Source organism: Aquabacterium humicola, from assembly GCF_030167915.1.
GTDB lineage: Bacteria > Pseudomonadota > Gammaproteobacteria > Burkholderiales > Burkholderiaceae_C > Pseudaquabacterium > Pseudaquabacterium humicola.
In genome coordinates this window covers 314,217-331,244 of sequence record NZ_JARGNB010000001.1, presented here as the reverse complement: position 1 = coordinate 331,244, position 17,028 = coordinate 314,217, and the positions used below count along the sequence as shown (strand labels likewise).

The window sequence follows — 17,028 nt, the reverse complement described above, 5'->3', positions numbered from 1 at the left end:
TCGACCGCGGCTGCGGCGTCCCGACAACAGTGCGCGATGGTAGGGATCGCGGTGCGAAAGATGCTTTCCACTTGCTGCATCGATTCGATGCGATACGCAATAATGTTTCATCGAAGTTGAGGCATTAGTCGTCACCATGGATCTGGACAGCATCGACCGAAAGATCCTTTCGTACCTGCAAGCCGATGGCCGCATGTCGAACGTCGACCTCGCGGCCAAGGTGCACCTGTCCGCACCGCAATGTTTGCGCCGGGTCCGTGCACTGGAAGAGCGCGGCGTGATCCGCGGCTATCGCGCGCTGGTGCAGGGCGACAAGCTGGGCTACCAGGTGGTCGCCTACGTCAGCCTCAACATCGACGGCGGCAAGTTCGACCGCGTGCGCGAGATCGAGGCGACGATCCGCAGCTTCGCGCAGATCCTCGAGTGCCACACCGTCTCCGGCGACTACGACTACCTGCTGAAGGTGGTGGCGCCGGACCTGAAGAGCCTGTCGCAGTTCCTGACCGACCGGCTGATGCAGACGCCCGGCATCGCCGACGTGCGCTCGATGATCTGCATGGAAGAGGTCAAGCCGGCGGCGCCGCTGCCGGTGTGACGTCGGCCGCCTCTTATCGACGTTACTGATCGGCCACGCGGACGCGCCGGTGCAGCGGCAGGCCACCGCCCGCCAGGGTCTGCTTCAGCACCTCGACGAGCCGGCGCGCGGCCGGGCGCAGCGGCCGGTCGCGCCGGGCCATCACCTGCACGTGTCGCTCGATCGCCGGCGCGAACGGCGCGAACCGCAGCCCGGCCGCCTGCGGATGGCTGGCGCCCAGCGCCGAGACGACGCTGACGCCGACACCCGCCTGCACCAGCGACAGCTGCAGCGCGAGGCTCGAGGTTTCGATGCCGCCTTCCATCGTGCGCGCCCAGTCCGAGCCGTGTGCCCGCAGCAGCTGCATGATGCTGGTGTCCTCGGACTCCTTGATCAGCGGCCAGTCCATCGCGCTGCGCGGCGTCGGGCGCGGCGGCAGCCGGTGCACGGCCGGGTTCCAGATCAGGCCCAGCGGCGCCGACAGCAGCGTCTCGGCGGTGATGCCCGGCGCCTGGCCCAGCACCGAACCGATGCCCAGGTCGACGTCGCCGGCCACCGCCGCCGCGGTGATCGCCCCGCTGTTGGCATCGATCAGCTGCACGCGCACGGCCGGGTGCTGCATCGCGAAGCTGCGCAGCGCCTCGGGCAGCACGGTGCAGCCGAACGCGGTGCCGACGCACAACGCGATGCCGCCGGACAACTCGGCATCGCGGCCCTGCAGCACCGACACCGCCTGCCGCAGATCGTCGAGCAGGCGCTTCGCATGCGGCAGGAAGCGGCGGCCGTCGGCGCTGAGCCCGAACTGCCGGGTGCTGCGGTGGAACAGCACGACGCCGAGCTGCTGTTCCAGCGCCTGCAGCGCGCGCGACAGCGCCGGTTGAGACAGATGCAGGCGCTCGGCCGCACGCGAGAGGTTCAGCGTGTCCGCGGTGACGGTGAAGAGCTGGAGCTGGCGCTGGGTCAGATTCATGCAATGTCGACATGAATGTCGCCACATTATGCAGTTCACGTTTGACCGACCGCTGCCTAGAGTGCACCCGTCGCCTCACGGAGCCCAGCATGCCGGCGTCCCCCATCCCGCACCCCACCCGCCCCCCGCGCAGCGGCCTCGCCCTCGCCGCGCTGGCCGTCGCGTCCTGGCTCGGCGCCTGCGCGAGCGGACCGCCGCCGGCACCCGCCGGCACCACGCAGGGCCGCGCGACCGCGCACACCGCCGCGTCACGCGACGCCACGCTGACGCGCGCCCAGCTGGCGCTGCCGGCGGCGGTCACCGGCGGCGAGGTCTACCTCGGCCCCTGGTCGCAGCAGCCCGCCACCCGCGGTGCCCAGGTGCCGGTGGTGGTGTTCCTGCACGGCTCGTCCGGCCTCGGGCTGAAGGCCATCGCCGACTGGCAGCGCTGGCTCGCCGGGCTGGGCATCGCCAGCGTCGCGCCCGATTCGTTCGCGCTGCCCGACCGGCTGGTCTACCAGTCGCCGATCGAACGCGCGGTCTACGAGCGGCTGCATGCGCTGCGGGCCAGCGAGATCGACCCCGCGCTGCAGGCCCTGCGCCGGGCGAGTTGGGCCGACCACCGGCGCCTGCTGCTGGCCGGCACCAGCGAAGGCGCGGTGGCCGTCGCGCGCCACGACGGCGCGGGCTTCGCGGGACGGCTGCTCTACGCCTGGTCGTGCGAGGACAACTACTTCGTCGACGGCCACCGCACCGCGCTGGCGCCGGCCCTGCCGGTGCTCAACGTGATCAGCAGCAGCGATCCGTACTTCTCGCCACGCAACACCTGGCTCGGCAATGCGCAGGCCGCGGGTCACTGCGCCCGGGCGCTGGACGGCCACCCGCGCGCGGCCGTGCTGCTGATTCCCGGTGCGCCGCACACGCTGCTGAACCTGCCGGCCGCGCGCGACGCCACCGCCGCCTTCGTGCACGACGTGCTGCGGCCCTGACCCGTCGTCGTCGCAGCGCCGGCGCTGCATTCAGCCGCGCGGATGGTGCTGGGCGTGCAGCTGCTTCAGCCGCTCGCGCGCGACGTGCGTGTAGATCGTCGTCGTCGAGATGTCGGCGTGGCCCAGCAGCATCTGCACCGCGCGCAGGTCGGCGCCGTGGTTCAGCAGGTGCGTGGCGAACGCATGGCGCAAGGTGTGCGGCGACAGCGGCGCATGGATGCCGGCCGCCAGCGCGTGGCGCTTGACCAGCGTCCAGAACATCTGCCGCGTCATGCCGGCGCCGCGGCTGGTGACGAACAGCGCGTCGCTGTGCCGGCCCTTCAGGATCGCCGGGCGGCTCTCGGCCAGGTAGCGCTCGATCCAGGCATGCGCCTCGGCGCCGAACGGCACCAGGCGTTCCTTGCTGCCCTTGCCGAGCACGCTGACGACACCCTCGTTGAGGCCGATGCGCACGGTCTTCAGCTCGACCAGTTCCGACACGCGCAGGCCCGAGGCGTACATCAGCTCCAGCATCGCGCGGTCGCGCAGGCCGAGCACGTCCTCGATGTCGGGGGCCGCGAGCAGCGCCTCGACCTGGGCCTCGCTCAGCGTCTTGGGCACGCGCATCGGCTGGCGGGCGCTGCCCAGCCGCATCGTCGGGTCGGCCGGCACCAGACGCTCGCGCACCGCCCACCTGAAATAACGCTTGAAGACGGTGAGCCTGCGGTTGGCCGTCGTCGCGCGCGACTCGGCATGGCGCGCGGCGATGTAGCCCAGCAGGTCGACCTCGGTGCTGGCATCCAGCGCGCGGCCGCCGCCTTCGCCGCCGAGCCACAGGGCGTACAGGTTCAGGTCGCGCCGGTAGGCCTCGAGCGTCAGCCGCGCCAGGCCGTCCTCGATCCACAGCGCGTCGACGAACCGGTCGATCGAAGCGCGGCTGTCGCGCACGCAGCGCGGCTCGACCGGCTCGAGCGGCTCCATCGACGATGCGGGCGCGCTCAGGCGACGATCACTCGAGCGTCAGCCTCTGCAGCTGCACGACCTTCTTGTAGGTCACCAGCTCGCCCTTGATCTGCTCGGCGAACTCGGCCGGCGTGTTCAACACGATCAGCGAACCGGTGTCCTCGATGCGCTTCTTCACGTCGGGCAGATCGACGGTCTTCTTGATCGCCGCGTGCACCTTGTCGACGACCTCCTTCGGCAGACCCTTCGGCCCGTAGACGCCGTAATAGGCCATGCGGTTGACCGGCTGCAGCTTCACCTCGGCGAAGGTCGGCACGTTGGGCAGCACGGACAGGCGCTGCGGCGCGGCGACGACGATGGGGATCAGGCGGCCGTCCTTGATGAACGGCAGCGCCGACGGCAGGTTGTCGAAGATGATCGGCACCTGCCCGGCGACGGTGTCGTTCAGCGCCGGGCCCGCGCCGCGGTACGGAATGTGCGTGATGAAGGTCTTCGACATGCTCTTGAAGAGCTCCATCTGCAGGTGGCCGATGCCGCCCGCGCCCGAACTGGCATAGCTGTACTTGCCGGGGTTCTTCTGCAGTTCAGCGATGAAGGCCGCGTAGTCCTTCGCCGGGAAGGACGGGTGCACCGCGATGACGTTCGGCGTCGCGGCGATGTTGGTGATCGGCGTGAAGTCGGTCAGCGGGTCGTAGGCGATCTTCGGGTTGATCGCCGGGTTGGCGGCGGTCGTCGACACGGTGGCCATGCCGAGCGAATAACCGTCGGGCGCCGCACGGGCCGTTTCGGTGGCACCGATCGACCCACCGCCGCCGGCCTTGTTCTCGACGATCATCGGCTGGCCCAGCGCCGCCTGGATCTGCTGCGCGACCACCCGCGCGATGATGTCGGTGGTGCCGCCCGGGGCAAACGGCACGACCAGCTTGACCGGCTTGTTCGGATACGCCTGCGCCCAGGCCGCCAGCGGCGCAGCGGCCGCCAGCGTGAGCATCACGAAGGACTTCTTCAACGACGGTTTCATCGGGTCGGTCTCCGGGTCGGGAATGGGCGATTCTGCAACGAGCGTGCAGAGGCGACGAACGGCGAGCCGATCAGGCGCCGCCGCGGCCGAGCAATCCGGCCTTCAGCTCGGGATCGACCGGGCGCTCGCCGATGAAGACGCGCAGCAATGCGCCATACAGATCCTCGCCGGGGATGGCCGGCCCCAGCAGGCGGGCGTTGTGGCTGAACAGCAGGCCCTGGCCGGGCACGTAGTCGAGGTTGACGAGGTCGCCCTTCTTCACCTTGCCGATCCGGCGCAGCAGCCCGTCGAAGCGCTCCATGCGCTCGGCCAGCGGCGGCTGCTCGGGCGCCGGCGTGTTGCGCGCCACGCCCTTGTGGAAGGCCTTGACGAACTCCTCGGCGGGCACGTCGAGCAGCATGCGGATCTGCAGCCGCTTCGCACCCGGCTGCTCGACGAGCTGGCGCGGGTCGTCGCTGCGGCGGCCGACGTACAGCGCCGCGGCAAAGCCGGTCAGCAGCGGGATCGCGCGCAGCCCGGCGCCATTGAGCGACAGCGCCTGGCCGGCCAGTTGCAGGTCGGGCGCGAAACGCACGCCGCCGACCTGCGTCAGGGGCGCGGCGCCGGCCGGGCCGCAGGCCAGCGCCAGCGCACCGGCCGCCAGCAGGCCGCAGACGGCGCGGCGCCGTCGGATCGAAGGGGAGGATGGATTCATCGCACTTCGACAACGTCCGGCCCCCGCAGTTCGCCGACACACCGTAGCCGCTTGAAACGCGCTGGCACACTGCGCCGATGCCCGACCTGCTGGTCCTGCTGCCCGATTTCGCGCTGATCGTCTGCGGCTACCTGATCTGCCACCACACGCTGCTCGACCGCAGCGTGTGGGACGGCGCCGAGCGCCTCGTCTACTACCTGCTGTTCCCGGCGCTGCTGTTCAACGCGATCGTGCGCAACCCGATCAATCCGGGCACCGCGCTGCATTTCGGCGGGGCCGGCGTGGCGGTGATCGCCACTGGCGTGGTGCTCGCGTATGCGTTGCGTCATGCCCCGGGCGTCGACGATCGCCTGCACGCCTCGGGCGCGCAGACGGCTTTCCGCTTCAATTCCTACGTCGGCCTCGCGTTGGCCGAACGGCTGGCCGGCGCGCAGGGCTTGGCCTGGCAGGCGCTGCTGGTGTCGCTGTGCGTGCCGCTGTGCAACATCGCGGCCGTGTGGCCGCTGGCACGCGCCGGCGGGCACGGCTACCTGCGCGAATTGGTGCGCAACCCGCTCATCCTCGCGACCGCCGCGGGACTGGCGGCCAACCTCGCCGGCCTGCAGCTGCCGGAGATCGCGTCGATCACCTTGAACCGCATCGGCGGCGCCGCACTGCCGCTGGGGCTGATGGCGGTCGGCGCCGGCCTGCGGTTCGGTGCGCTGCGCGAGGGGCCGGGCCTGGCCGCCGCGCTGATGGCGATCCGCCATGCCGTGCTCCCGGCCGTGGCGATCGCGCTGGCGCTGGGCCTCGGGCTGCCGCCCGGGCAGCAGGCGGTGCTCGTCGCGTTCGCGGCGCTGCCCACCGCGAGCAGCGCCTACGTGCTGGCCACCCGCATGGGCGGTCACGGCAGCTACGTCGCGGGGCTGGTCACGGTGTCGACCTTGATCGGCATGCTGGGGCTGCCGATGGCGCTGGCGCTGCTGGGCCTGCTCCGGTAGCGCGATGCGATCGACGGCGGGCCCGATCCGGCGCGCGGCAGCGACCACGCTGCTGTTCCCGCACCGTTTTCCGGCCGAGACCGAGCGCCGCTTCCTGCAACAGCACTGCGAGCATTTCGCGCCCTTTCGCCAGGTGACGCTGATCTTCGCCGTCTTCGTCTGGCTGGCGTTCCTGCCGCTCGAGATCGACGACGTGCACGCGGCCGTGGCGATTCCGGTGCGGCTGGCGGTCGCGGCGCTGCTGCTCGCGACGCTGGCGCTGTCGTTCACCCGCGTGCTGCGCGACGAGCGCCGCTGGACCCTCGCGATCCTGCTGGCCGGGCTGACGATGACGGGCGCGGAATTCGCGATGGCGCTGGTGGTGGTGCCCTACCCCATCGGCTACAGCGCCTACTACCCCGGCGGCTTCGTCATCGTGATCGGACTGTTCGCGTTCACGCACATCCTGTCGCGGCCGGCGGCGGCCTCGGGGGCGGTGATCCTCGGTCAGCTGGCGCTGTTCAACGGGCTGTCGGAGACGGTCGATGCGTTGTGGACGCTGTCGGCGCTGCCGCTCGTGCTGATCTGCCACAGCATCTGCGTGCGCCTGGAACTGTACGAGCGCGATCGTTTCACGCGCGAGCGCCTGCTCGAACGCGCGGTGGACGATGAGCGGCAGGCACGCCGCGACGTCGAGCAGGCGACCGAGCTGCTGGTGCTGCAGAAGGAGCGCGAGCGCAACGCCGCGCTGCAGGCCAACCGCGCGAAGTCGAAGTTCCTCGCCGAGGCGGCGCACGACCTGCGCCAGCCGATGCAGGCGCTGGGCAACTACCTCGACGCCGCCAGCGCCGGTGCGCGCGCCAGCGCGGACGCGCGCGTGCACGAGCTGCTCGTCGCCGCCAAAGCCGCGGCGAACGAAACGCGCACGACCTTCGCCGCGGTGCTCGAGCTGTCGACGCTCGAAGCGGCCGAGCGCGTGCCGAACTACGAGCACTTCGACCTCGCCGAGCTCGTGCGCGCGATCGCCTGGCTGGCCGCGGGCACGGCCGCCCGCACCTCGGTGAGCGTGCGGCTCCTGCGCTGCGACCGGCCGGCCATGGTGCGCAGCGACCGCACGTTCGCGCGCCGCATCCTCGAGAACCTGGTCTACAACGCGATCAAGTACGCCGATCCGGCCAAGAACGCCCGCCAGGTCGTCATCGGCCTCGTGCGCCTGCCGACGCGGGTGCGCATGGACGTCGTCGACAACGGCATCGGCATCGCCGCCGACGACCTGGCCAAGGTCTTCCGCCCGTTCTTCCAGGCCGGTCAAGCGACGGACGATCCCCAGCGCGGCGTCGGGCTCGGGCTGTCCATCGTCAACGCGATGATCGCGACGCTGTCCGAGCACCAGCTCGTGGTGACGTCCGCGCCCGGCCGCGGCACCCGCTTCTCGATCGACCTGCCGCTCGGCCAGGGGCCAGAGCTGCCCGAGCCGGCGGCGCGGGATCGCCGCACCGGCACCTTCGCCGTGATCGTCGTGATGCCCGCGTCGCCGGAACGGGACTCGCTGGCCGCGGCGCTGTCGCGCGCGGGCCACCTGTGCGAAGCGGCCACGCTGGCCGAGCTGCCCGCGCTGCTGGAGGAGATGCCCTACGAAGCCGAGTTGGTGCTGATCGATCCCCGGGCGGCCGAGCCGGCCGCGGTGGCCGCCGTCATCCAGGCGGCCTACGGCCACACGATCCCGATCGACCTGCTGCAGCCGCACGCCGATCCGGCGCGCGTGATCGGATCACTGCAGAACCTGCTCGCACGCGCCAGGCGCGGCGACGACGATGCCCCGGCGTGAGATCTCGATGATCAACTCCGTGCGGCGCCGGACGCCGAAGCACTGGTAGATGGCGGTCACGTAGTCCTTGCGCACGGTGCCTTCCGCGATGCCCATGCGGTCGGCGATCGACTTGTTCGGCAGGCCCTGGCAGATGTAGTACAGCACTTCGCACTGGCGCGGCGTCAGGCCGAGCGCTGCGGCGCCGACGACCGGGCGCTGCAGCGGGGTCGACGGCACGTAACCGCCGCGGCCGAGCACCGACGCCGGCAGGTAGAGGCAGCCGCCCAGCACGGTTTCGATCGCGCGACGGAACACGTCTTCGGCGCTGAACGGCTCGAACGCGCTCGGCGCCATGTCCTTCAGGATATAGCCGCAGGCACCCGCATCGATGCAGGCCATCACCGTCGATCGGTCGTTGACGGCCGACAGCATGATCGCGAGCGTCGGCATCGCGTGCTCGTGCAGATGGCGCAGCACGTCGACCCCGGTGTGCTCGCTGTCCTTCAGGTCGATGTCGAGGAAGGCGATGTCGAAGGCCCGCGCATCGAGCTGCGCCACGGCCTCGCGGTAGCTGCCCGCCTCGACCACCTGCGCCCGCGGTTCGGCCAGCTGGATCAGCGCCTTCATACCGCCGCGGACCATGGCCATGTCCTCCAGCAGCAGGATCGACTTCGGCGCCGGCACATTCATGCATCGATGATAGAAGCGCCGCCGCGCTGCGTGACCGGACATTTGTCGGGTACGCATTCGCGGGGGTGGCCGAGCATTTGTCGGATGGTCAGGCGCGGCGGCGCCGGCGACAGTTCGGCCCAGTCACACGGTCTCGGCCTGGGGAGGAGAGAGCAAAGCGGACCCGGCCCCTCGCCCTGGTTGCAGGGGCCGGGAAACCCGCCAGCGCCGTGGCGCCTTCAGGCGATGTCGAGGTCGCCCGACTGGATGCGCTTGACGCCCTTGGCTGCCATCGACTTCCACGCCGCGGCCAGCGAGCCGTTCAAGTCGATGCCTCGGCTAGCGTCTTCGATCACGTAGGTCTCGAAGCCGAGCTTGCGCGCGTCCATCGCGGTCCACGCGACGCAGAAGTCGGTCGCCAGTCCGGCGACGAAGACGGTCTTGATGCCGCGCGCCTTCAGGTACCCAGCGAGGCCGGTCGAGGTCTTGCGGTCGGCCTCCTCGAAGGCCGAGTAGCTGTCGACCGCCTTGTTGAAGCCCTTGCGGATCACCAGCTGCGCGGTCGGCAGCTTCAGGTCCTTGTGCAGCGCCGCGTCGTCGCTGCCCTGCACGCAGTGGTCGGGCCACAGCACCTGCTGGCCGTACTTCAGCGTCGTGGTCTCGAAGGGCTTCTTGCCGCCGTGCGCGCTGGCGAAGGACGCATGGCCCGGCGTGTGCCAGTCCTGCGTGATCACGATGTTCGGGAAGCCGGCGGCGATGCGGTTGATCACCGGCACCACCTCCTCGCCCTTCGCCACCGGCAGCGTGCCGCCGGTGACGAAGCAGTTCTGCACGTCGACGACGATCAGCGCGCTGTTCGCGCCGGGCTTGATCTTGCCGGCGCTCCACGCGGGCAGCGCGGCGAGGGACAGCGCACCGAGCAGCGCGCGGCGTTGGATCGTGGCCATGCTCACCTCCTTGAAGGAACGGTGGTTCAGTTCGCGGGACGCAGCTTCTTGACCTCGTCGTTCGACGGCTGGTACTTCGCGCCGTCGAGGTAGACGTAGTCGACCATCGTGCCCTTGCCCTTGTCGTTCTTGGTCTTGCCGACGTAGGCCCCCATCGTCGACTGGTGGTCCTCGGCGCGGTAGGTGGCCTTGCCGAACGGCGTGTCGACGACCAGTCCGCGGAAGGCGGCGATCAGCTTCTCGGTCTCGCTGCTCTTGGCCTTCGCGACGCCGGCGGCGATCGACTTGATCGTCGTATAGCCGACCACCGACCCCAGGCGCGGATAGTCGCTGTACTTGCGGTGGTAGGCCAGGAAGAAGGCCTTGTGCTCGGGCGTCTGGATGCCGTACCACGGGTAGCCGGTGACGATCCAGCCGTTGGGCGTCTCGTCCTTCAGCGGGTCGAGGTACTCCGGCTCGCCGGTCAGCATGCTGACGACCTCGCGGCCCTGGAACAGGCCGCGGGTATTGCCCTCGCGCACGAACTTCGCGAGGTCGGCGCCGAACAGCACGTTGAAGATCGCGTCCGGCTTGGCATCGGCCAGCGCCTGCACCACGCTGCCGGCATCGAGCTTGCCCAGCGGCGGCGCCTGCTCGGCGACGAACTCGACGTCCGGCTGCGCGGCCTTCAGCAACTGCTTGAAGGTGGCCACAGACGACTGGCCGTACTCGTAGTTCGGGTAGACCACCGCCCAGCGCTTCTTCTTCAGCTTGGCGGCCTCCGGCACCAGCATCGCCGACTGCATGTAGGTCGACGGGCGCAGACGGAAGGTGTACTTGTTGCCGTTGCCCCAGACGATCTTGTCGGTCAGCGGCTCGGAGGCGAGGTAGAAGAACTTCTTCTGCTTCGCGAAATCGGCGAGCGCCAGGCCGATGTTCGACAGGAAGCCGCCGGCCAGCACGTCGACCTGCTCGCGCGAGACCAGCTCCTCGGCGGCGCGCACCGCATCGCCCGGCGTGCCGTTGTCGTCGCGCGTGATCAACTGGATCTTGCGGCCGTTGACGCCGCCGGCCGCGTTGATCTCCTCGACGGCGAGCTCCATGCCCTTCTTGTACGGCTCCAGGAAGGCCGGCTGCACCTTGTAGCTGTTGACCTCGCCGATCTTCAGCGTGCCCTGCGCGGACGCCAGCGTCGTGAAGCTCGTGAATCCGGCCAGCAGCACGGCGGCGATGGAATGACGGGTCATGCGGAAATCCTCCAGAGTTTGTGCGGCCTCAACGGCAGGGGATCAGGGTGAACCCGGGGTTCACGGCAGAATAGCGACTTTCGCCACGGTCGTGAATTTCATGTAGTCTCCACTACATGAACATCGGTGTCCACCCGATGTCGCGGCCGAGACGGACGCCGCCGTGCCGGCAGCGCATGATTTCCTCGCAACCCCCGAAGCAAGACCCATGAGTGCCTTCAACGAAGAGCGTGTGCTGAGCGTTCACCACTGGACGGACCGGCTGTTCACCTTCACGACCACCCGCGACCAGTCGCTGCGCTTCTCGAACGGCCACTTCACGATGATCGGGCTGAAGGTCAACAACAAGCCGCTGCTGCGCGCGTACTCGATCGTCAGCGCGAACTACGAGGAGCACCTCGAGTTCCTGAGCATCAAGGTGCCGGACGGCCCGCTCACTTCGCGGCTGCAGCACATCCAGGTCGGCGACTCGATCATCGTCGGCCGCAAGCCCACCGGCACGCTGGTCGTCGACTACCTGCTGCCGGGCCGGCGCCTGTACCTGATGTCCACCGGCACCGGCCTGGCGCCCTTCATGAGCATCATCCGCGACCCGGCCACCTACGAGAAGTTCGAGCAGGTGGTGCTGGTACACGGCGTGCGCCAGGTCGACGAGCTGGCCTACCACGACCTGCTGGTCGAGCACCTGCCGAACCACGAGTTCCTCGGCGAGATGGTCACCAGCCAGCTGCGCTACTACCCCACCGTCACGCGCGAGACCTACAAGAACATGGGCCGCGTCACCGAGCTGATCGAGTCCGGCAAGCTGACTCAGGACCTCGGCCTGCCGGCGCTGGATGCCGCGCACGACCGCGTGATGATCTGCGGCAGCCCGGCGATGCTGCGCGACCTGAAGCACATGCTCGAGCAGCGCGGCTTCAAGGAAGGCAATACCTCGACGCCGGGCGACTTCGTCATCGAGCGCGCGTTCGCCGAGCAGTAATCCCGATCCCGCGTCCGGCGCGGCCGGGCCAGAATCCTGCTCCGAACAACAACGGCGCCGCCCGCCGGGCGGCGCGCGAGCGGCGCATGGCCGATCTCTATGCCGACATGTTCGAGCTGGCGCCGGTCTCGCTGTGGCTCGAGGACTACAGCGAACTGCAGGCGCTGTTCGTGCAGTGGCGCGACCAGGGCATCACCGACCTGCGTGCGCACCTGCACGCCCACCCGTCGCTGCTGGACGACTGCAAGCGGCGCCTGAAGGTGCTGCGCGTGAACCGCCGCACGCTGGTGCAGTACGGCGCGCGCGACCTGCAGCACCTGGTCGACAACCTGCACCTCGTGATGCGCGACGACGTGCAGACCGCCTTCATCGAGGAGCTCGGCCAGCTCTGGGACGGCCGGCAGCACCTGTCCACCCGCACCATCAACCACACGCTGCAGGGCGAACGCATGCACCTGCAGCTCAGCGCCAGCGTGATGCCGGGGCACGAGGCGCGCTGGGACCGGGTGCTGGTGTCGCTGGAGAACGTCACCGAACGCGAGCGGGCGCTGGCCCACGCGCGCGCGCTGTTCGAGCACTCGCCGATCTCGCTGTGGCTGGTGGATTTCAGCGCCGTGCGTGCGCTGCTGGCCCAGGCGCTGCCGCGCGGCCAGGCCGTGCCGTCGCTGGAGGGCGACGCCGGCTTCATCGACCGCTGCCTGGCCGCGATGGTGCTGCGTGACGTGAACCGGCGCACGCTGGACCTGCTGGGCGCGCGCGACCTCGAGACGCTGCGCCGCGGGCTGCCGCAGGTGCTCACGCCGCGCCTGCGATCGCTGATGGGCGAGCAGCTCGCCGAGCTGTGGCGTGGCGGACCGATACGCGGGCACGAGGCGCCGCTGCGCACGCTGGACGGGCGCGAGGTCTTCGTCGTGCTGCAGGTATCCGCGCTGCCGGGCCACCATGAACAGTGGGACCAGGTGCTGCTGTCGCTGACCGACATCAGCGACCGCAAGCGGGCCGAGGACGCGCTGGCCTTCGTCAGCAGCCACGATGCGCTGACCGGCCTGTACAACCGCAGCCACTTCAATGCGCAGCTGGCGCGGCTCGATGCCGCGGCGACGGCCGTCACGCTGGTGGCGATCGACCTCGACGGCCTGAAGGCCACCAACGACAGCCTCGGCCATGCCGCCGGCGATGCGCTGCTGCAGCGCGCCGCGCGCCTGATCGGCGCCTTCGTCGACGCGCCGGGCTTCGCGGCACGCATCGGCGGCGACGAATTCGTGCTGCTGCTGCCGGGCCTCGACGAGCCCCAGGCCGAGGCGATCGTGCAGCGCCTGCTGGCCGTCGTCGACGCCGACAACCGCATGGCGGGCGACGCGCCGCCATTGCGCGTGTCGGTGGGCATCGCCGAGCGCGCGGCCGGCGAAGGGCTGGAAGCCACCGCGCGCCGCGCCGATGCGCGCATGTACGAGCACAAGCGTCGCCGCTACGCCGAGCGCGGCATCGACCGCCGCCTGCCCTGAATCAGGCAGACCGTGCAGCGCGTGCCCGCTGCGCGAGCGCCCAGTCGAGGTGCTCGCGCAGCAGCGGCGCTGCGTCGCCCTGCGCCGCTGCCAGCGCCTCGGCGATCGCCGGATCGCCGGTCTCCCGCCACGCGTTGCCCAGTGCCACCGCGAGGTTGCGGCGCCAGCGCGCGAAGCCGATGCGGCGGATCGCGCTGCCTTCGGTGTGGCGCAGGAAGTCGGCTTCGCTCCACGCCCACAACACGAGCAGCGGCGGCTCGGCCAGCGCCTCGCGGCGGTCGAAGTCGGGCAGCGTGCTGCGCTGCGCGTATTTGTTCCACGGGCACACCAGCTGGCAGTCGTCACAGCCGTAGATGCGATTGCCCATTGCGACGCGGAACGCCTCGGGGATCGGCCCGTCCTGCTCGATCGTCAGGTAGGACAGGCAGCGCCGCGCGTCGAGCCGGTACGGCGCGACGATCGCGCGCGTCGGACAGACGTCGAGGCAGGCCGTGCACTGGCCGCAATGCGCACCGCCCGGCTCGGTGACCGGCAACGCCAGGTCGACGTAGATCTCGCCGAGGAAGAACATCGAGCCGCCGTCGCGCGACAGCACCAGCGTGTGCTTGCCGCGCCAGCCGAGGCCGCTGCGCTGCGCCAGCTCGACCTCGAGCACCGGCGCCGAATCGGTGAATACGCGGTGGCCGAACGGGCCGACGGCGTCCTGCAGCCGGTCGGCCAGCTTCTGCAGCCGCTGCCGCAGCACCTTGTGGTAGTCGCGGCCGCGGGCATAGAGGGAGACGTTGCCGAGCCGCGCATCGTGCAGCCGCTGCCAGCCGGTCGCCTGCCAGCCGACCGTTTCATCGTCGTCCCGGCCCAGCACGGTGTCGCGCGGCAGGTAGTCCATGCGCGCCGTGACCACGCGCAGCGTGCCCGGCACCAGCTCGGCGGGGCGCGCGCGCTTCAGGCCATGCGCCTGCATGTACTGCATGTCGCCGTGGAAGCCGGCCTGCAGCCAGGCCAGCAGGCCCGGCTCGGCCTCGTGCAGGTCGACGCCGGCCACCCCGATCTGTGAGAATCCGAGCTCGTGGCCCCAGGCGCGCAGCCGCTCGAGCAGCCCGGCCGCGTCGAGCGTGCCGTCCACCGCGTCGGGTCCCTCCGCCCGTTCTGCCTGACCCGTCACGTGACCCTCGCGCACCATCCACCGATTCTAGGAACGCAGCAGCTGCACTGGCCCGACGAAGGGGCTTGCGCGGCCTTTGCGCAGGCGCTGGCCGCGCGGCCCGGCATCCACGATGCGCTGATCGAGCTGCACGGCCCGCTGGGCGCGGGCAAGACCAGCTTCGTGCGCCACCTGCTGCGCGCGCTCGGCATCACCGGCCGCATCAAGAGCCCCACCTATGCGGTGATGGAACCCTACGAGTTGCCCGGCGGCACGCCGGCCGCTCACTTCGACTTCTATCGATTCAGCGACCCCCGCGAAGGCCTGGACGCCGGCCTGCGCGACGTGCTGGCCGCCCCGGGCCTGAAGATTGCCGAATGGCCGGACCATGCCGCCGGCCTGCTGCCCGTGCCCGATCTGCGCCTCGTGATCGCCGTCGCCGACGACGAATCGCGGGATGTCCATGTCGACGCGATGACGCCGCGCGGCGTTGCCCTGCTGCATGGCTGAGCACACAGCGCCTTCCGTCCACCCGCCTCGCCGCCGGGCGCTGCAGCGCCTGGGCACGCTGGCGCTGCTGCTGACCGCGCGCGACCTGGCCTGGGGCGCCGCCAGCATCGTCGGCGTGCGGGTGTGGCCGGCCAAGGACTACAGCCGCGTGACGATCGAGTCCGATGTCGCGCTCGCCGCGCGCCACTTCGTCGCCGACTCGCCGCCGCGCCTGGTGATCGACATCGACCAGCTCGAGCTGAGCCCCGCGCTGCGCGAGCTGGTCGGCAAGGTGCAGGCGGACGACCCGTTCATCGCCGGCGTGCGTATCGGGCAGTACCAGCCGCGCATCGTGCGCCTGGTCGTCGACCTGAAGCAGCCGGTCGAGCCGCAGCAGCTGACGCTGCCGCCGGTGGCCGCCTACCGCCATCGCCTGGTCTTCGACCTGCACCCGACGCACGAGCGCGATCCGCTGCTGGAGCTGATCGTCGAGCGCGAGCGCGCCGAGGCGCAGGCCACGAAGAGCATGAACGATGCGCTGGGCGAGTTCATCGGCCGGCTGGAGAAACCACGCGCCGAGCCGCCGATCGCCGCCGCGCCCGGCCCTTCGGCGTCGTCGGCGCCGGCGGGCGCGCCGCCGGCACCGCCCGCAGCGCCGCCACCGCCGTCATCCACCTCGCCGGCCGCCATGCACCTGCCGCCCGACGAGCAGCGCCGCATCGATCGCCTGATCGTCATCGCGATCGACCCCGGCCACGGCGGCGAGGACCCCGGCGCGATCGGCCCCAGCGGCCTGCGCGAGAAGGACGTCGTGCTGCAGATTTCGGCCAAGCTGCGCGAGCGCCTGAACAGCGTCCCGGGCATGCGCGCGATGCTGACGCGCGATGCCGACTTCTTCGTGCCGCTGCACGAGCGCGTGCGCAAGGCGCGCCGCGTGCAGGCCGACCTCTTCGTGTCGATCCATGCCGACGCCTTCTTCACGCCGCAGGCCAAGGGGGCGTCGGTGTTCGCGCTGTCCGAGTCCGGCGCCACCAGCAGCGCGGCGCGCTGGCTGGCGCAGAAGGAGAACGCGGCCGACCTGGTCGGCGGTGCGAACACCGCGGTGAAGGACGCCCAGGTGCTGCGCGCGATGATCGACATGAGCACCACCGCGCAGATCAAGGACAGCCTGGTGATCGGCCGCGAGGTGCTCGAGCGCATCGGCAAGGTCGGCAGCCTGCACAAGCGCCACGTCGAGCAGGCCGGCTTCGCGGTGCTGAAGGCACCGGACATCCCGAGCATCCTGGTCGAGACCGGCTTCATCACCAACCCCGGCGAAGAAGCGCGGCTGCGCGACGAGGACTACCAGGACAAGCTGGTCGAGGCGCTGTTCACCGGCATCCGGCGCTACTTCGCGCGCAATCCGCCGCTGGCGCGCAACCGCGCGTTGTGAGCGGCCGGTCCCGGCCGCCCCCGTCCGCGTCAGACCGCGGGCGGCCGCGCCGGCGCCCGCCGCGCCTTCAGCGCGCCGATCATCACGATCACGCCGGGAATGATCAGCATCGCCCAGATGATGTTCGACAGGTTGCGCTGCACCCACGGGATGTTGCCGAACAGGTAGCCCGCGGTGACCAGGCTGACGACCCACAGCGTGCCGCCGGTGACGTCGTAGAAGGTGAACTTGCTGCGCGTCATCTTCGCAACGCCGGCGACGAAGGGCGCGAAGGTGCGCACGAACGGCATGAAGCGCGCCAGCACGATCGTGATGCCGCCGTACTGCTCGTAGAACAGGTGCGCGCGGTCGAAGGCGCGCTTGTTGAACCAGCGCGACTGCTCCCATGAGAACACTTTGTCGCCGACACGCCGTCCGATCGCGTAGTTGGTCTGGTTGCCGGCGATCGCGGCGATTGTCATCAGCAGCATCACCAGCGGGTAGCTCATCAGCCCCAGGCCGCACAGCGCGCCGACGACGAACAGCAGCGAATCGCCCGGCAGGAAGGGCATCACGACGAGGCCGGTCTCGACGAAGATGATCAGGAAGAGCAGCGCGTAGACCCATGAGCCGTAGGTCTCGACGAAGATGCGCAGGTGGCGGTCGACGTGCAGCACGAAGTCGACCAGGGTCATCAGCAGTTCCATCGGGCGGATTATC

Annotated in this window: 17 protein-coding genes; 8 read left to right on the top strand and 9 right to left on the bottom strand. The window is 70.3% G+C overall.

The features are described from left to right. Positions 1 to 136 precede the first annotated feature (136 nt). Complete coding sequence (locus P1K89_RS01485) at positions 137 to 595, top strand: Lrp/AsnC family transcriptional regulator (protein WP_284614579.1); 459 nt, start codon at positions 137 to 139, stop codon at positions 593 to 595. Positions 596 to 617: 22 nt separating this feature from the next. On the opposite strand, the gene P1K89_RS01480 is transcribed toward P1K89_RS01485, so the two are convergent. After that, positions 618 to 1,544, bottom strand: coding sequence for a LysR family transcriptional regulator (locus tag P1K89_RS01480; protein ID WP_284614577.1), 927 nt, complete (start codon positions 1,542 to 1,544; stop codon positions 618 to 620). 89 nt (positions 1,545 to 1,633) lie between these two features. Between P1K89_RS01480 and P1K89_RS01475 the strand changes: the two genes are divergently transcribed. Then, positions 1,634 to 2,512, top strand: coding sequence for a dienelactone hydrolase family protein (locus P1K89_RS01475; RefSeq protein ID WP_284614576.1), 879 nt, complete (start codon positions 1,634 to 1,636; stop codon positions 2,510 to 2,512). A 30-nt stretch (positions 2,513 to 2,542) separates the two neighbouring features. Here P1K89_RS01475 and xerD read toward each other — a convergent pair whose 3' ends face one another. The 3 genes from xerD to P1K89_RS01460 all read right to left on the bottom strand — a co-directional run bounded on the left by xerD (position 2,543) and on the right by P1K89_RS01460 (position 5,169). Then, on the bottom strand, positions 2,543 to 3,472 hold the full coding sequence (gene xerD, locus P1K89_RS01470; RefSeq protein ID WP_284614575.1) for a site-specific tyrosine recombinase XerD: 930 nt from the start codon (positions 3,470 to 3,472) through the stop codon (positions 2,543 to 2,545). A 28-nt stretch (positions 3,473 to 3,500) separates the two neighbouring features. Next, the gene (locus tag P1K89_RS01465; protein ID WP_284614574.1) at positions 3,501 to 4,475 is read right to left on the bottom strand and encodes a tripartite tricarboxylate transporter substrate binding protein BugE; all 975 of its coding nucleotides are present in this window, start codon (positions 4,473 to 4,475) and stop codon (positions 3,501 to 3,503) included. Positions 4,476 to 4,545: 70 nt separating this feature from the next. Beyond that, positions 4,546 to 5,169: a chalcone isomerase family protein gene (locus P1K89_RS01460; RefSeq protein WP_284614573.1), complete on the bottom strand. Its 624-nt coding sequence runs from the start codon at positions 5,167 to 5,169 to the stop codon at positions 4,546 to 4,548. A 77-nt stretch (positions 5,170 to 5,246) separates the two neighbouring features. Here P1K89_RS01460 and P1K89_RS01455 point away from each other — a divergent pair, with 77 nt between their 5' ends. Together P1K89_RS01455 and P1K89_RS01450 are read left to right on the top strand one after the other, a co-directional pair. Further along, on the top strand, positions 5,247 to 6,149 hold the full coding sequence (locus P1K89_RS01455) for an AEC family transporter (RefSeq protein WP_284614572.1): 903 nt from the start codon (positions 5,247 to 5,249) through the stop codon (positions 6,147 to 6,149). Positions 6,150 to 6,153: 4 nt separating this feature from the next. Further along, on the top strand, positions 6,154 to 7,956 hold the full coding sequence (locus tag P1K89_RS01450; RefSeq protein WP_284614571.1) for a sensor histidine kinase: 1,803 nt from the start codon (positions 6,154 to 6,156) through the stop codon (positions 7,954 to 7,956). Here the strand turns inward: P1K89_RS01450 and P1K89_RS01445 are convergent. The 3 genes from P1K89_RS01445 to P1K89_RS01435 form a co-directional block, all read right to left on the bottom strand. After that, a complete protein-coding gene (locus P1K89_RS01445) occupies positions 7,900 to 8,628 on the bottom strand; it encodes a response regulator (protein WP_284614570.1) in 729 nt (242 codons plus the stop codon). The two genes, P1K89_RS01450 and P1K89_RS01445, sit on opposite strands and share 57 nt — an antisense overlap. Positions 8,629 to 8,846: 218 nt before the next feature. Further along, entirely contained in the window at positions 8,847 to 9,554 is a 708-nt protein-coding gene (gene pncA / locus P1K89_RS01440; RefSeq protein ID WP_284614569.1) for a bifunctional nicotinamidase/pyrazinamidase, read from the bottom strand. Between the two features lie 26 nt (positions 9,555 to 9,580). Beyond that, positions 9,581 to 10,780, bottom strand: coding sequence for an ABC transporter substrate-binding protein (locus P1K89_RS01435; protein ID WP_284614568.1), 1,200 nt, complete (start codon positions 10,778 to 10,780; stop codon positions 9,581 to 9,583). 208 nt (positions 10,781 to 10,988) lie between these two features. On the opposite strand from P1K89_RS01435, the gene P1K89_RS01430 reads away from it, so the two are divergent. Further along, on the top strand, positions 10,989 to 11,762 hold the full coding sequence (locus tag P1K89_RS01430; RefSeq protein ID WP_284614567.1) for a ferredoxin--NADP reductase: 774 nt from the start codon (positions 10,989 to 10,991) through the stop codon (positions 11,760 to 11,762). 86 nt (positions 11,763 to 11,848) lie between these two features. Next, positions 11,849 to 13,267: a GGDEF domain-containing protein gene (locus tag P1K89_RS01425; protein ID WP_284614566.1), complete on the top strand. Its 1,419-nt coding sequence runs from the start codon at positions 11,849 to 11,851 to the stop codon at positions 13,265 to 13,267. 1 nt (position 13,268) lies between these two features. Here P1K89_RS01425 and queG read toward each other — a convergent pair whose 3' ends face one another. Then, positions 13,269 to 14,351 (bottom strand): tRNA epoxyqueuosine(34) reductase QueG, encoded by a 1,083-nt coding sequence (gene queG / locus P1K89_RS01420; protein ID WP_284616290.1) that lies wholly within the window; start codon positions 14,349 to 14,351, stop codon positions 13,269 to 13,271. 78 nt (positions 14,352 to 14,429) lie between these two features. Here queG and tsaE point away from each other — a divergent pair, with 78 nt between their 5' ends. Together tsaE and P1K89_RS01410 are read left to right on the top strand one after the other, a co-directional pair. Then, entirely contained in the window at positions 14,430 to 14,918 is a 489-nt protein-coding gene (tsaE, locus tag P1K89_RS01415) for a tRNA (adenosine(37)-N6)-threonylcarbamoyltransferase complex ATPase subunit type 1 TsaE (RefSeq protein WP_439897945.1), read from the top strand. Next, positions 14,911 to 16,329 carry an N-acetylmuramoyl-L-alanine amidase gene (locus P1K89_RS01410; protein ID WP_284614565.1) on the top strand — a complete coding sequence of 473 codons (1,419 nt, stop codon included), beginning with the start codon at positions 14,911 to 14,913 and terminating at the stop codon, positions 16,327 to 16,329. Before tsaE ends, P1K89_RS01410 begins: the two co-directional genes overlap by 8 nt. A gap of 29 nt (positions 16,330 to 16,358) precedes the next feature. Here the strand turns inward: P1K89_RS01410 and P1K89_RS01405 are convergent, their stop codons facing one another. Beyond that, the gene (locus P1K89_RS01405) at positions 16,359 to 17,015 is read right to left on the bottom strand and encodes a DedA family protein (RefSeq protein ID WP_284614564.1); all 657 of its coding nucleotides are present in this window, start codon (positions 17,013 to 17,015) and stop codon (positions 16,359 to 16,361) included. Positions 17,016 to 17,028: the final 13 nt, after the last annotated feature.